The 13,916-nt window shown below is 68.4% G+C and carries 14 protein-coding genes and 1 pseudogene; 2 read left to right on the top strand and 13 right to left on the bottom strand.

The annotated features are described in order from the left end of the window. Positions 1-67: 67 nt before the first annotated feature. Both ACO1BU_RS17950 and ACO1BU_RS17945 read right to left on the bottom strand, forming a co-directional pair. The gene (locus ACO1BU_RS17950) at positions 68-1,663 is read right to left on the bottom strand and encodes an alkaline phosphatase D family protein (RefSeq protein WP_424137342.1); all 1,596 of its coding nucleotides are present in this window, start codon (positions 1,661-1,663) and stop codon (positions 68-70) included. Positions 1,664-1,678: 15 nt separating this feature from the next. Then, complete coding sequence (locus ACO1BU_RS17945) at positions 1,679-2,149, bottom strand: Lrp/AsnC family transcriptional regulator (protein WP_424137341.1); 471 nt, start codon at positions 2,147-2,149, stop codon at positions 1,679-1,681. Between the two features lie 121 nt (positions 2,150-2,270). Between ACO1BU_RS17945 and phhA the strand changes: the two genes are divergently transcribed. Beyond that, the gene (gene phhA, locus ACO1BU_RS17940) at positions 2,271-3,131 is read left to right on the top strand and encodes a phenylalanine 4-monooxygenase (RefSeq protein WP_424137340.1); all 861 of its coding nucleotides are present in this window, start codon (positions 2,271-2,273) and stop codon (positions 3,129-3,131) included. 3 nt (positions 3,132-3,134) lie between these two features. Here phhA and ACO1BU_RS17935 read toward each other — a convergent pair whose 3' ends face one another. Both ACO1BU_RS17935 and ACO1BU_RS17930 read right to left on the bottom strand, forming a co-directional pair. After that, complete coding sequence (locus tag ACO1BU_RS17935) at positions 3,135-3,548, bottom strand: flagellar FliJ family protein (protein ID WP_424137339.1); 414 nt, start codon at positions 3,546-3,548, stop codon at positions 3,135-3,137. Next, positions 3,545-4,864 (bottom strand): FliI/YscN family ATPase, encoded by a 1,320-nt coding sequence (locus ACO1BU_RS17930; RefSeq protein WP_424137338.1) that lies wholly within the window; start codon positions 4,862-4,864, stop codon positions 3,545-3,547. The genes ACO1BU_RS17935 and ACO1BU_RS17930 overlap by 4 nt, the downstream gene beginning before the upstream one ends. Positions 4,865-5,004: 140 nt before the next feature. On the opposite strand from ACO1BU_RS17930, the gene ctrA reads away from it, so the two are divergent. Next, complete coding sequence (gene ctrA, locus ACO1BU_RS17925) at positions 5,005-5,742, top strand: response regulator transcription factor CtrA (RefSeq protein ID WP_424137337.1); 738 nt, start codon at positions 5,005-5,007, stop codon at positions 5,740-5,742. A gap of 176 nt (positions 5,743-5,918) precedes the next feature. On the opposite strand, the gene ACO1BU_RS17920 is transcribed toward ctrA, so the two are convergent. The 9 genes and pseudogenes from ACO1BU_RS17920 to ACO1BU_RS17880 all read right to left on the bottom strand — a co-directional run. Continuing rightward, positions 5,919-6,737, bottom strand: coding sequence for a CheR family methyltransferase (locus ACO1BU_RS17920; RefSeq protein ID WP_424137336.1), 819 nt, complete (start codon positions 6,735-6,737; stop codon positions 5,919-5,921). After that, a complete protein-coding gene (cheB, locus tag ACO1BU_RS17915) occupies positions 6,734-7,822 on the bottom strand; it encodes a chemotaxis-specific protein-glutamate methyltransferase CheB (RefSeq protein ID WP_424137335.1) in 1,089 nt (362 codons plus the stop codon). Before cheB ends, ACO1BU_RS17920 begins: the two co-directional genes overlap by 4 nt. Beyond that, positions 7,819-8,199, bottom strand: a complete 381-nt coding sequence (locus ACO1BU_RS17910) for a response regulator (RefSeq protein ID WP_424137334.1) — start codon at positions 8,197-8,199, stop codon at positions 7,819-7,821. Before ACO1BU_RS17910 ends, cheB begins: the two co-directional genes overlap by 4 nt. Positions 8,200-8,213: 14 nt before the next feature. Further along, complete coding sequence (locus ACO1BU_RS17905) at positions 8,214-8,705, bottom strand: chemotaxis protein CheW (RefSeq protein ID WP_424137333.1); 492 nt, start codon at positions 8,703-8,705, stop codon at positions 8,214-8,216. A 10-nt stretch (positions 8,706-8,715) separates the two neighbouring features. Further along, positions 8,716-11,355, bottom strand: a complete 2,640-nt coding sequence (locus ACO1BU_RS17900) for a hybrid sensor histidine kinase/response regulator (RefSeq protein ID WP_424137332.1) — start codon at positions 11,353-11,355, stop codon at positions 8,716-8,718. Positions 11,356-11,428: 73 nt separating this feature from the next. Beyond that, positions 11,429-12,028 carry a histidine phosphotransferase family protein gene (locus ACO1BU_RS17895; RefSeq protein WP_424137331.1) on the bottom strand — a complete coding sequence of 200 codons (600 nt, stop codon included), beginning with the start codon at positions 12,026-12,028 and terminating at the stop codon, positions 11,429-11,431. A 723-nt stretch (positions 12,029-12,751) separates the two neighbouring features. Next, the gene (locus ACO1BU_RS17890) at positions 12,752-13,261 is read right to left on the bottom strand and encodes a hypothetical protein (RefSeq protein ID WP_424137330.1); all 510 of its coding nucleotides are present in this window, start codon (positions 13,259-13,261) and stop codon (positions 12,752-12,754) included. Further along, positions 13,258-13,488, bottom strand: a complete 231-nt coding sequence (locus tag ACO1BU_RS17885; RefSeq protein ID WP_424137329.1) for a hypothetical protein — start codon at positions 13,486-13,488, stop codon at positions 13,258-13,260. Before ACO1BU_RS17885 ends, ACO1BU_RS17890 begins: the two co-directional genes overlap by 4 nt. Continuing rightward, positions 13,488-13,916 (bottom strand): annotated as a pseudogene (locus ACO1BU_RS17880) (hypothetical protein); the annotation flags it as partial. The pseudogene ACO1BU_RS17880 and the gene ACO1BU_RS17885, both read right to left, overlap by 1 nt.

Genomic DNA, 13,916 nt, shown 5'->3' with positions numbered 1-13,916 from the left:
TGTTGGCAAGGAGGCTAGGACGAGGTCGGCAGTGGGTCCATGGTGATGCGGCCTCAGCAGCCGAGCCTCAGGCGCGCAGCAGCGCCGCCCGCCCGGCCTCAACGACGAAACACGCCTTGTCCTCGACCGGCGCACCGGGACGGGAGACATAGGGCACGGCGCGGAAACGCGTCTGCATCTCCCGCGCATCGGCTTCGTGCAGGGTATAGCCGCGCCGGCCGTTGAAGAAGGCGATATGCGGGTTGCGGTCCAGCGCCCGCCGGCCGGTCGCTGACATCTCCGCGCCATCGCCCGCCGAGGACATGGAGGAGGCCACGAACTCCACCCCAACCGCCGGGCCCTCCCGGTCGTAGTCCGGGCGCAGCGTGCCGGCCCAGGCCGTGTGCACATCGCCCGTCAGCACCGTCAGGTTCTGCACGCGCGCCCGCCGTACATGGTTCAGCAGCCGCGTGCGTGCCGCGGGATAGGCATCCCATTTGTCCATGTCGTAGCGCGGCGTGTCATCGCCGTTCAGCCCGCCAACATCGCGCCGCATCATCACCACCTGCTGCGCGAGAATGTTCCACACCGCCTCCGCCCCTGCCAGCCGCCCGAACAGCCAGCCCTCCTGCGCCGGCCCCAGCACATGCGCCGCTGGGTTCAGCGCGGCCTCGCAAACCGGTTTTACGAAGTCGCCGCAAGGCTGGTCATCGCGGAAGCTACGTGTATCGAGCACGGAGATGGAGGCGAGCGTACCCCAATCGACGCCGCGATACGCCACGATATCCGGCCCGTTCGGGATCTGCGCGCGACGCAGCGGCATTGCCTCGTACCAGGCCTGGAAGGCGGCCGCCTTGCGCAGTGCGAAAACCTCCGGCGCAACTCCCGAGTGTCCGGCCACCGCAGCGGCCCAGTTGTTGTCCACCTCATGATCGTCGAAGGACATGATGAAGGGATGCGCGTGATGGGCGGCGCGCAGATCGGGATCGAGTTGGTAGAGCGCGTAGCGTCGCCGATACGCTTCCAGAGTTTCCACGGCCGGCGAATTGTGATGCCGGATCGCCGGAAAATTGCCGCTGCGTTCCCCGCTCGCGCGGCCCTCATAGATGTAATCGCCGTAATGGAAGACGAAGTCGAGATCAGCCTCCGCCGCAACATGCCGCCAACAGGTGAAAAGCCCCTGCTCGTAATGCTGGCATCCCGCGCTCACGAAGCGCAGCCGCTCCGGGCGCGTATTCTTCGCCGGCGCCGTGCGCGTGCGTCCCACCGGGCTGGCCACGCCGCCCGCGATAAAGCGATAGAAATAGGTGGCGGCCGGGCGCAGCCCCGTCACCTCCACGCGCAGTGAATGGTCCTGCTCCGGCCGCGCGATCGCCGTGCCGCGCGTGGCGACGCGGCTGAAGCCCTCATCTTCTGCCACCTCCCATCGCAACTCCAGCGGCGCCGGCGGCAGCCCTCCATCGCCGAGCGGGTCCTGCGAAAGCCGGGTCCAGATGACCACCCCATCTGGCCAGGGATCGCCCGAGGCGACCCCCAGCGGAAAGGGATCGGACTGAAAGACCGGCATGGGCGCGACATTCTGCGCGAAGGCTGGCCGGATCGCGGCCAGGGCCGCCATGGCGGTGCCGCCGCGCAGCAGCCCGCGCCGCGACAGATCAAGGATATGGCGCGCGACGCTATTCATGAGGCGTTTCCGTGTTCAGACGGGAACCTCTCCCGGCGGCTTGAGGGCGGTCAAGACGAAGGAGGATTTCGTTTCCTTTACCCCTGGCATCCGCAGCAGCGCCTTCATGGCGAATTCGGCATAGGCCTCGAAGTCGGCCGCCAGCACATGCAGCAGGTAGTCCATCTCGCCGCTCATGGCATAGGCCGCCAGGACCTCCGGCCTGGCCGAAAGCGCCTTCTGGAAGCCCTCCACCACCTCCTCCGCATGGCTGGAAAGGGCGACCAGGACGAAGGCCTGCAAGGGCAACCCCACCCGTGCCGGGTCCAGTACCGCGGCGTAACGGGCGATCACGCCCTCCTCCTCCAGCCGCCGCAGCCGGCGTTGGCAGGGCGTGGCGGAAAGCCCGACCTGCTCGGCCAATGATACCACCGGCAGTCTGCCGTCCCGCTGCAGCGCACGCAGGATGCGACGGTCGGTCACATCAAGGGCAGGAGTGTTTCTCACCATTTTTCTCCTCGATTTCGGAGATTCTCACTCATTGCAGCATACAGAATGCCGCATTTCGCCGATTCTCACCGTCGGGACGAGGCTATCCTCTCCTGCAACGAACATGGGAGGCGAAGTCATGGAAGGCACCATCCAGCCGACGGGCGTCATTGGCACCGCCACCCTGCCCAGCGGCCTGCGCGGCGATTATCACCGTGCCTTGCCCGACGGCACCCTGCCCGAAGGCACGGTCACACGCTCCGAGGCCGACCACGCGACCTGGCGCACCCTTGTCACCCGCCAGCGCACCATCTTTCCGGGCCGCGCCGCCTCGGCCTGGCTCGAAGGGCTGGACCGACTAGGCTGCAACGAGGCCGTGCCGAGCCTGCAATCCGCCTCCGCCATCCTCCGTGCCGCGACGGGTTGGAGCCTTGTCCCCTGCCCCGGCCTGCTGCCGGACGCCCAGTTTTTCGCCCTGCTCGCGAAGCGCCGCTTTCCCGTTACGGAATGGATCCGCCGTCCGGAGGAGCTGGACTACATCGTCGAGCCCGACATCTTTCACGACTTCCTCGGCCATGTGCCGCTGCTGACCCAGCCCGACTACGCCGATTTCCTTGAAGCCTATGGCCGTCTCGGCCTGCGCGCGGAAAGGCGTGGCCAGCTTGCGCCGCTCGCCCGCTTCTACTGGTTCATGGTGGAGTTTGGCCTGATTGCCGAGCATGACGGGCTCCGCGCCTATGGCGCCGGCATCCTCTCTTCCCGCACGGAAACGCTGCACGCGCTCTCCGCCGCGCCGAAACGCCTGCGCTTCGACATGGCGCGTGTTCTGCGCAGCACCTATCGAATCGACGATTTGCAGCCCGTCTACTTCGTGATCCGCGACTATGCTGAACTCTTTACGGCCATCGAGCAGGCGCCCACCCTGCTGGATGCCGCCATGCAGGCCGAACCGCTTCCCCCAGGCGGAAGCACGCCAGAGGACCGGGAGTGGACCGGCTGATCTTTAGCTGGCCGCCACACCACCGCGGCACGCCGTTCTCGCTCCCGCCTCGTCCAGCATGCGCTGCTCGGCGCGTTGGGCTTCCCTTCGGGCCTCAGCGGCGTGGACTTCCGCCAGCCGCTCCACGGCCCGCTCCGCCGCGCGCGTCGCGGCCAGGGCGGCGGCGGCCTGTGTCACGCGCCCTTCCGCCTGCCGTGCGGCCTCGGTCGCCTTGTCACGCTGGTTGATTCCACGAGGCAACCAAGCGGCATAGGCCGGTCCACCCTGCCGCCCTTCCTCCACCAGCGCCGCGGCGGCGTCCTGGGCCCGCGCCTCGGCCATCTCACGCGCAGCGGTCGCTTCCGCTAGGTCGCGCCGGGCCAGCATCACCTCCGCGCCGCGCAGCCGTGCCAGCACCTCCAGCGGATCCCGTCTCACGCCGCCGGCCCCATTGCCAGGGACAGTGCGGCGAAGGCGCCCGCCACGCTCCCCGCCTCCTCCTTGCCCTGGCGCAGCACGTCCTCGATCAATGGCGCCAGCCGCACAGCCTCGTCCAGCGCCGGGTCGCTACCGGCGCGGTAGGCACCCAGCCGCACCATGTCCGCCATGTCCCGGTGCAGCGCCAGGATGCGCCGCGCGCGCGCCAGGATCGCCCGCTCCGCCGGTTCCAGGCAGCCTGGCACGGTGCGGGACAGGCTACGGAGCACATCTACCGCCGGGTAGCGCCCGCCTTCCCCGATGCGGCGGTCCAGCACGACATGCCCGTCCAGGATACCGCGCACCGCATCGGCCACCGGCTCGTCATGGTCATCTCCCTCCACCAGCACGGTGAAGAGCCCGGTGATCGAGCCCGCACAGCCCTCCGCCCCTGGCCCCGCGCGCTCCAGCAGCCGTGGCAGCTCGGCGAAGACGCTGGGGGGGAAGCCGCGCGTGGCCGGCGGCTCCCCCGCGGAAAGACCGATCTCCCGCAGTGCCATGGCGAAGCGGGTCACGCTGTCCATCATCAACAGCACGCGCTTCCCCTGGTCTCGGAAATGTTCGGCGACGGTCATGGCGGCCAGCGCCGCGTCCCGCCGCATGAGTGGCGCCGAATCGGATGTCGCACAGATGACCACGCTGCGCGCGAGTCCCGCGGGCCCGAGATCGTCCTCGATGAATTCGCGCAGCTCCCGCCCACGTTCCCCAACCAGCCCGATCACCGCCACATCGCAATCCGCGTGACGCGCCAGCATGGACATCAGGCTGGACTTTCCCACGCCCGAGGCCGCGAAAAGCCCGAGGCGCTGCCCGCGCCGGCAGGTGGCGAAAGCATCCAGAGCCCGCACGCCGAGATCGATTCGCGGCCCTAGCCGAGCCCGCGTGCCTGCCGCAGGGGGGGCCGCGCGCAGCGGGCGGGCAACAGGACCGCGGGGTACGGCGCCACGTCCGTCCAGAGCATGGCCCATCGGGTCGAGCACCCGGCCCAGCCAAGCCTCGGCGGGGTGCAGGAGAACGGGCCCTGCATCTTCCACCCGTGCCCCAGCCGAAAAGCCGTCGAGTCCGTCGCGGCCCATAGCGGTCGCGCTGCCCCCGCCCACCGCCACAACCTGAGCGTGTATAGATTCACGTAACATATTTACAATTTTGATACTGTTTCCGACTGCAGGAGCGGGGTGCAGGCCTACCACTTCCAGTGCCAGCCCACTCACGCCACGCACCCGGCCGTACCCCGAAATCGCGGCTAAATTCCTGAAATTTCCGGACAAATCCTTCATCCGATCAGAGAATCGCGTCTGGACGCGCATCATTTTTGATCCTGAGTTCCAATTCTTTATACAACCCAGATGTGAAAAACCCCTTTCCTTACTCGCGCAAAAGTTGTCCTACTTTGTCAGGAACGAGAGAGGAACAATCAATGCGTGTCCTTCTGGTCGAAGACGATCTGACCACCGCCCGGGGCGTCACTCTCATGCTCAAGAGCCAAGGGATGATCGTTGAGAGCGCCGACACCGGAGAGGAAGCGTTGGAGCTTGCGCGCCTCTACGACTACGACATCGTGGTGCTCGATCTCATGCTTCCGGATATGGAGGGCTATGAGGTCGTGCGGCGGCTGCGGGCCGCACGCTGCACGACCCCCGTGCTGATCCTTTCCGGCCTGTCGCGCCCGGGGGCAAAGGTGAAGGGCTTCGGCCTGGGCGCTGATGACTTCATTATGAAGCCTTTCGACGGGCAGGAACTGATCGCCCGCATCCAGGCCATCGTCCGCCGGGCCAAGGGCTTCGCCCAGCCCAGCATCACCGTCGGCCGCCTTACCCTCGACCTCGGCGCGCGGGAGGCCAGCGTCGCCGGACGCCCCGTCCACCTCACCGGCAAGGAATACGCGATCCTTGAGTTGCTGACGCTGCGCAAGGGCATGGTGATGACCAAGGAAGCTTTCCTGAACCACCTTTATGGCGGGATGGACGAGCCGGAGGTGAAGATCATCGACGTTTTCGTCTGCAAGCTCCGGAAGAAGCTGCACCAAGCCGGATGTGAAGAGCTGATCGGTACGGTCTGGGGACGTGGCTATGTGCTGCGCGATCCCGCGCAGGGCACCATCCGCACGAGCGGACCGCAGGAGTTTAAGGATCTCAGCGCAATGGCGGTCGCCTAGCGCCCTGGCACGAGAAGTGGAGCGGCTCGCCGACGAACGCCCGGCGAGCCACCCCCTCGTTGCAGGGATGGAGCAGATCGGTCTGATGGCCCAGTCCTGTTCCTGAGCCAGGCAGATGCGGCTCAACGGCCCTGGCGGCCGACATGGATCCCCCCGCAGGCACTCCGACGTGTCAGCTACCCGGCCAGAGCCACTCGCCGGGCCGGCGCATAGACGCCCCGCTCCCCCTCAATCGCGATGAAGCGATCGCTAAGGCCCAGCACCGTTTCCGCGCCGCCAAGATACAGCACGCCGTCGGGCGCGAGCCTGTCCGCGAGGGCCGAGAGAACCCGCGTTTTGGTTGGTGCATCAAAATAGATCAGCACGTTGCGGCAGAAAATCACGTCGAACGTGCCGAGCGGCCTCAGGTCGCCCAGCAGGTTTCCGGTTTCGAAGCGTGCCATGGCGCGCAAGGCCGAAGAGATGCGCCACTGCCCGCCTTCCTGCCGGAAATGCTTCACCAGCATCTGCACAGGCAGGCCGCGCTGTACCTCAAACTGGGAATAAACCCCCTCCCGCGCGCGGCGCACCACCTCGCTGCTCAGATCGGTACCCAGCACCTCCAGCCGGGATGACAGCCCCAGTCCTTCCGCTACCATTGCCACCGAATAGGCTTCCTGCCCGGTCGAGCAGGCAGCGGACAACACGCGCAGGCGCTGTGTCGCCGCGCGCGTGGCGGCAATCCGGGGCAGCATGCGGCGCAGATGCTCGAAGGGCTTGCCGTCGCGGAAGAAGAAAGACTCATTCGTTGTCAGGGCCTCGGTCACGGCGGCGGCCAGCCGTTCGCTTCCCGGGGCGCGCAGCCGCGCGGCCAACGCGTCCAGCCCGGCCAAGCCATTCTCCCGCATCAGCCCGCCCAGACGCGTGTCCAACATGTAGGACTTGTCCGCACCCAGCACGATGCCGGACCGGGCGCGAACGAGCCCCGCAATCGTGTCGAAGGCTGTTGCGATCACGACGCCATCCTCCCCGGTCCTGCCGCCATCGCTGCCACCCGGGCCGCCAGCCGGTCCGGCGGCAGCACTTCCCGCGCCAGCCCGGCCCGGGCTACCGCCCCCGGCATGCCCCAAACCACCGAGGACGCCTCGTCCTGCGCCAACACCAACCCGCCGGCGCCAGCCAGCTCCCGGCAACCTGCCAGCCCATCCTGCCCCATGCCGGTCAGGATCACGGCCAGCACCCGCCCATTGCAGGCGCCCTGGGCGCTGCGCAGCATCGGGTCCACCGCCGGGCGGCAGAAATGCTCCGGCGGATCATCCCGTAGCCGCGCCACCAGCCCGGAGGTTCCACGCTCCACCAGCAGATGGCGGTCGCCAGGGGCCAGGTAGGCATGGCCGGGGCGCAGCACCTCACCATCCACAGCCTCGGACACGCGCAGCGCCCCGACCCGGTTCAGGTGGTCGGCCAGCATGGTGGTGAACCCCGCCGGCATGTGCTGCACGATCACCAGCGGCACGGCGGGCACGGGCGTCAGGGCGCGCAGGAAGGTCGCCAAGGCCTGCGGCCCGCCCGTGGAGGATCCCACCGCCACGAGATCCGGTGGCAACTGGAGGGCCACCGGCACGGGCGCCGCGATATGCGGCCGCGGCATAGGGCGCGTGACCGGTGCGCGGCGCATCCGCGCCCAACCCTTCACCTTTTCCAGCAGTTCCGCCCGGAAGACCGGGTCCATCGCCCCGCCCCCGCCTGCCCCTGGCTTTGGGATATAATCCGAGGCCCCGGCCCGCAGCGCCGCCATGGCCGCCGCCGCACCACGCTGCGTCAGCGCGCTGGCCACGATGACGACGGGCCGCGGTTCGGCGCGCAGCAACAGCGGCAGCGCCGTCATCCCGTCCATCACCGGCATCTCGAGATCCAGCAGCACCACGTCGGGTCTCGCGGCCGGCAGCGCGTTCAGCGCCTGTCGCCCATCGCCCACGCGCGCCACCACCTCGATCTCGGGATCGGCGCCCAGCAAGCGGGCGAGCACGCCACGCACCGTCACGCTGTCGTCGCAAAGCATCACGCGCACGGGCCGCGCGCCCGGCGAGGCGCCGCTCACGCGTCCTCGTCGGGCAGCAGCCCCAGCACAATCAGCTTCCCGGCAAGGATATCCTCGTCAAAGGGCTTCATGATGTATTCCTGCGCACCGAGTTCCAGCGCCTCCACGATGCGGGAAAAGTCGCTTTCGGTGGTGCAGAGCATGATCTTCGGGTGATCCGGCCCGAACTCCGTCCGTGCCAGGCGCAGAAAGGTGATGCCGTCCATCACGGGCATGTTCCAGTCGAGCAGCACCAGATCCGGCGGCGCTGCGCGGCATGCCTCAAGCGCCTGCTGCCCGTCCTCGGCCTCACGCACAGAGAAGCCCTTCGCCTCCAGCATCCGCCGCGCGGCGCGGCGCACGGTGCGGCTATCATCCACCACCAGGCAGTCGGGCATCCCCTCGCCTCCCCCTAGCCGATATCCAGGACGCGCTCGACGTCCAGCATGATGAGCAGGCGCGTGACGCCGCCCTCGCCCGCGCTGCCCGGCACATCCTGGTGGATGCCAGCGCAGACATCTCGCCACAGCGCATCAAGTGTCGGCGGATTGGGCGCGAGACTTGCCTCCGGCAGGGCCAGCACATCACCGACGGAATCCGCCAGCAGCGCGTAAAGCTCGCCGCCAACCTCCACCACAACGCTCATCGGCGGCAGGACACCGGCCCCACGCGCGGGCAGGCCCAACCGGCGGCGCAGATCCACCGCCGTCACGATCCGACCGCGCAAGTTCAGCCCGCCCGCCACCTCCGGCGGGGCCAAGGGAATGGGCGTAATGGTTTGCGGCCCCAGGATGTCGCGCACCGACAGCACGGGCACGCCGCAAAGTTGTCCCGCCACTGTCAGGGTCAGCACCCCATGCTCCGTGGAGACAGGACGCCGGGCCGGAGCAAGTTCGGTTGTCATCGCATCCTCCTCAGTTCTGGCCGGCCTGGGCCCGGCTGGTGGCCAGCCGCGCACGCAGCGCGTCCAGCAGCGCGTCCCGGTCGAATTTCGGCACATAATCGTCGAAGCCCGCCTCCCGCCCGCGGCGCTCCGCCTCCAGCTCCGCCCGGGAGGTCAGGGCGATCAGCGGCGTTGCCTGCCAGGGCCCGCCATCGCGCGCCGCGCGCGCCAGCCCCAGCCCATCCAGATCCGGCATTTCGATATCGGAGATCACGGCATCGAAGACTTCACCGGCCTCACGCAGCTTCAGGGCCTGCGCGCCGTTTCCCGCCGCCACCACCTCATATCCGGCAGCCCCCAGCACGGGCACCAGCATATTGCGGAAGAAGGCGCTGTCCTCCACCACCAGCAACCGGGCGCGATGCGCCGCCTCACGGCGCCCGCCAAACCATCCCTCCCCGGCCTGGCGCAGCCACCAGGCGCAATCGATCACCTCTGTCGCGCGCCCGGCGATCACCGCCGTGCCGAGATAGCCCGGCCGGTCCTGCCCGCTCTCGATCTTCAGCCTCTCCTCGACCACGTCGAGGATTTCATCGACCGCCAGTCCCATGGCGCGCCCGCCATCATTGAAGACCAGCACGGCCTGACGCCCGCCGGCGGGTGGCGTCGTCCAGCCCTCAGCCATCGGAACGAGTGGCATCAGCGCGCCGCGATACTGCACGACGGGACGCCCATGGGAGATCTCGATCCGGTCGCCGGGCAAGTCCTCCAGCCGAGCCACCAGCCCGAGCGGCACCGCGCGCGGCGCTCCGTCCCCTGCACGGAACAGCAGCAGCGACATTCGTTCGGCCGAAGCCGAGCTGGCCACCGCGATCCCGCGCCGCGCCTCTTCCTGCGCGCCAACCGCGCCCACGCCTTCAGCGCCGACGCCGGTCGCGCGCGCGATGCCGTTCGGATCCAGGATCATGATGACCGACCCGTCGCCGAGAATCGTGTTCCCGCTGAACATGGTTACATGGCGCAGGATCGGCGCCACCGGCTTCACCACGATCTCCTCCGTGTCGAAGACGCGGTCCACGATGATGCCGAACAGGTTCTGGCCGACCTGGGTGACGACGACGAAGCCGCCATGTTCCACCTCCGGCCGCTCATCCAGCCGCAGGCTGCGTGACAGCGAGACGAGCGGCAGCAAACGGTCGCGCAGCCGCAGCACCGGCGCGTCCTTGATATGCGCCACGCCATCGCCAGCCCGCACCAGCTCCACCACACCGATCTGCGGAATGGCGAAGCGTTCCCCGCCCGCCTCCACGATCAGCGCGGAGACAATGGCCAGTGTCAGGGGGATCTTGATGAGGAAGGTCGTGCCCCTTCCCTCGCGCGATCGCAGGTCGATCGTGCCGCCGATCTTCTCGACATTCGTTTTCACCACATCCATTCCGACACCGCGGCCGGAAACAGAGGTGATGGCGGCGGCCGTGGAGAAGCCCGCGCGGAAGATGAAGCGCTGGATGTCGCGCTCTCCCATTCCTGCCAGTTCCTGTTCCGTGGCCAAGCCTTGAGACAGAGCCTTGGCGCGGATCTTCTCCACCGCCAGCCCGCGCCCGTCATCGCCCACCTCGATGATGATGTGCCCGCCTTCGTGATAGGCGTTCAGCGTGATGGTCCCGACCTCCGGCTTTCCCGCGGCGCGGCGCTCGGCCGGAGATTCCAGCCCATGGTCGCCGGAATTACGGACCATGTGGGTCAGCGGATCGCGGATTAGCTCCAGCACTTGCCGGTCCAGCTCCGTCTCGGCGCCGCGCATATCCAACTCGATCTTCTTGCCCAGCTCACGCGACAAGTCGCGGACCAGACGCGGCAATCCCTTCCAGGCATTGCCGATCGGCTGCATGCGCGTCTTCATCACCCCCTCCTGCAATTCGGAAGTGATGTGCGACAGCCGCTGCAGCGGCCCCGACAAGGCGCTGTCGTTCCGCGCGCGGGAGAGCTGGAGAAGCTGGTTGCGCGTCAGCACCAGCTCGCTGACCAGCGTCATCAGGCTTTCCAGCACATCCACGCTCACGCGCAATGTTTGAGCCACCGCCACGCCCTCTGCCGTTGGCGCCGGCTCGGCACCGGACTGGGGCGCCGTCGCCGTGAGCGCAGCCTCGCTTGGGCACTCCGGCCGGGATGGCACCGGCACCCTCTCCGGCACGGGCGGCGCCGCCGGCTCCTCAGCCAGAGTGGGTGGGGTTGCTTCGGCCGGAGCCTGCGGCAAGGGGGATGGGGCCGCGCTCCCCTCCTCCGGCGCGGCCTGTCCGGTGAAGACCGCATCCAGTTCAGCGATCAGGGCAGAATCATCGCCGGCCGGCTCGGCCCCCGTGGCCTCCAGGCCCGCCATGATTTCGCGAACCCGGTCCACCACACGCAGGATCAGCGACACCCCACCGGAGGTGACGGGCAGCGATCCGTCGCGGTAGCGGCCGAGCACATTCTCCCCGGCATGGGCCACCCTCTCCAGCCGGGGGAGGCCAAGGAAGCCGCAGGTGCCCTTGATCGTGTGGATCAGCCGAAAGATCTCGCCGATCGTCCGCGCATCCTCGGGCTGGCGCTCCAGCCGCAGCAGGGCGGCGTCCAGCCCGGCCAGTCCCTCGCCCGTCTCGGTCAGGAAATCGGCGATCAAGTCGTCCATCGGAGCCCCGCACCCGTTCTGCGGGAGGCAGCATCGCGGCGGCCGACGAAGATTTGGTAAAGCAGGCCGTGCCTTAGCCGCCCGCGCGCGGCCTCATTGTCAGGGCAGGCACCGTGCCTTCCCGGCCCATGGCCAGATCCAGCCGCATCCCCGCCGCGCCGCTCAGATGCAGCAGCAGCGGTGCCAACACGTCGCGTGGTCCGGGCCTCGCCTCCCCGGCCAGGGTCGCCGCCAGGGCGGCCGGCCAGGCCGCATTGCGTCCCTCCGGCCAGATCGCCAGTCCCGTCTCGTCCCCGGCCAGATGGACCACTCCACCCCGAGGCAGGGCCTCACCCCCCAGCATGGCCGCCGCCAGCACGGCCTGGGCCAGGGCGGCAGGCAGCGGCGCCTCAGGCAGGCCAGACAGTTCGGCCCTCGCCCGACCGCCTGCCAAGATGCCATCCAGCAGCGCCGCCATCTCCGCCCGCCCCAGCGGTCCGGCCCCGCCCCCCGCCGCAGCCCGCCAGAGCATCAACCGCCGGCGCAGGCTTTCCGCCCCGTCCCGCACGATGGGAAGCGCCTCCTCCGGCGCCTCCCCGACCAGGTCGAGCGCTCCGGAGAGCGCCCCCAGCGGGCCGCCGAAATCGTGACAGATCCGGGCACACAGATCCTGCGCCAGGGAAAGCATGTCCATTCAGGCGCTCCTGTAAGGGGCAGCCGGCTTGTGCCCCCGCCTTGCTTGATGGCTAGTCTAGATAATGTATTGAATTAACTCGTCTTTCCAGAACAATAATGCCTATTGCTTGGAATTCTGTTCCATGGGGGTTCCTGCGTTTGTCAGCCGCCAGACGCAAAACGCCGCCAGCCAGCACCCGCGATGGGCGCCGACTGGCGGCTTGTCTCACAGTTGTCGGAGAGATGTCGGAAGGATGTCGCATCCCACCCGCGCGCCCGGCGCCAGGGCTATGTGGGGCAACGAATGGAATGCTCGAGCATGCTCGAGTATCCTGTTCGTGACCCCCTCACCCCCGCCTCCTTCAATGCCGCCTTGTAGAGCGTGTCCCAAAATCCCGCCTCAGATGAGGGCGGGAAATGGGACAAACATCAGGCGGGGCGCTAAACTTGCGAACTTGCGCAAATCCGCAAACCGGCCTCCAGGCTGTTACAATCGGGGCTGCTTGCTGCACCAAGCAGGGCGCGGAATCTTCGTCACCCCAGCGCCTTCAACGCCGCCTTTGTGTATCGCCGTCCTTACACAAGGTGGTTTGTGTATACCGATCGGGCTTTTGCGATACACAAATCCCGGCCCCGCGCCCTCAAAACGCCCCCCGCACCAGCCACGCGACCGCCAGCACGAGCACCGTCACGGCCACGCCCGCGACCGTGAGGGCCGCAAAGACGAGGCGCTGGTCGGGGGTCATGAGACCAGGGCAGGCCCGTAGGTGGTCCCCACGGTCTGGCACGCTGCCTGCCAGTTCTCGGGCCACTCTCCAGGGCGGGGCTTACCCGGCCGCCAGTTCCGCCGGTAGTACAGCCAGGATTCCGATATCTGGTCGGGACCCGGCAGCGCCGCAGGGTCAGTCCAGAGCAGGAGCCGGGCGAAGGCGCAGGCGAGCACGTCGTTGTGCTCCAGCGCCGGATGGACCGCCTCCGGGGTGGCGGCCACCGCCAGTTGCTCGCACACGTCGAGGGCGAAGGGGCGGCTGGCGGCATGCTGGAGAACGCCGGCCACACCCCCGGCGCGCTCGAACTGCCAGAAGCCCATCGCATGCGCCACCGGCACCTGACGCCGAGCCCGGCAGCCACTCTCCTGAAGCGCAATCGCGAGCAGCATGACGCGGGCGCGGTCGTCTGACCGCACCCCCATTTCCTCCAGCCAGGACAGCGTCGGGTTGACCGTGAGGCGCAGAAGAAGGGCCGGGGTCATGGCGCCGCCTCCTGCACCATTGCTGCGAAGTCCGCGTCGGCCGGAGGCTCTGGCATTGGCTGCCAGAGATCCGGATGGGTCATACGCTCGTCAGCCCAGGCCCAAGCCTTGGCCCAGTCGTCATAGAACCCCTCGCCGACTTCGTAGGAGCCGTCCGTCCTCCGGCGTTTGCAGAGGATGACGTGCGTCCCGTTTCGGGGCGCCGTGCTGATCGGTTGCCAGTCCATCAGTCGTCACCCGCAAGCATCTTCACCGCCTGCTCGCGGCCGCGCTTCAGGTAGGAGAGGACCTCCTTCTTGTTCCCGTTCTTGCTGTCGGGCTTCCTTTCGGCGACTGCGGTCGCGGCATCGAACAGCGCCAGAAGGTCGTCCTCGCCAGCCGCCGGGGTTTGGTCCTGCTGGCCCGGTGCGGGCGTCAGGAACGGGCGCAGGGCCTGGAGGGATGCCACGGCCCGGTCGAGCAGTTCCCCAGCGCCGACAGGCTGCTCAGTCTCGGGCTGCTCAGGCTGGTCCGGCGTCTCGGGCTCGCTGGGCTGCTCCACCGGATCGGGCTCAGTCGCGGGCGGCTCCTCGATGGGCTGCTGCGGCTGCTCGGGCGCGGGCTGGTCCGAGGCGCCGGGCATGACCAGGGCCTTGCCGGGCGGGAGCAGGCCGGC

This window comes from Roseomonas chloroacetimidivorans, assembly GCF_049629625.1.
In the GTDB taxonomy this organism is placed as follows: Bacteria; Pseudomonadota; Alphaproteobacteria; order Acetobacterales; family Acetobacteraceae; genus Roseomonas; species Roseomonas chloroacetimidivorans.
The sequence above is the reverse complement of the archived record's forward strand: the minus strand, read 5'-3'. Positions and strand labels throughout refer to the sequence as shown.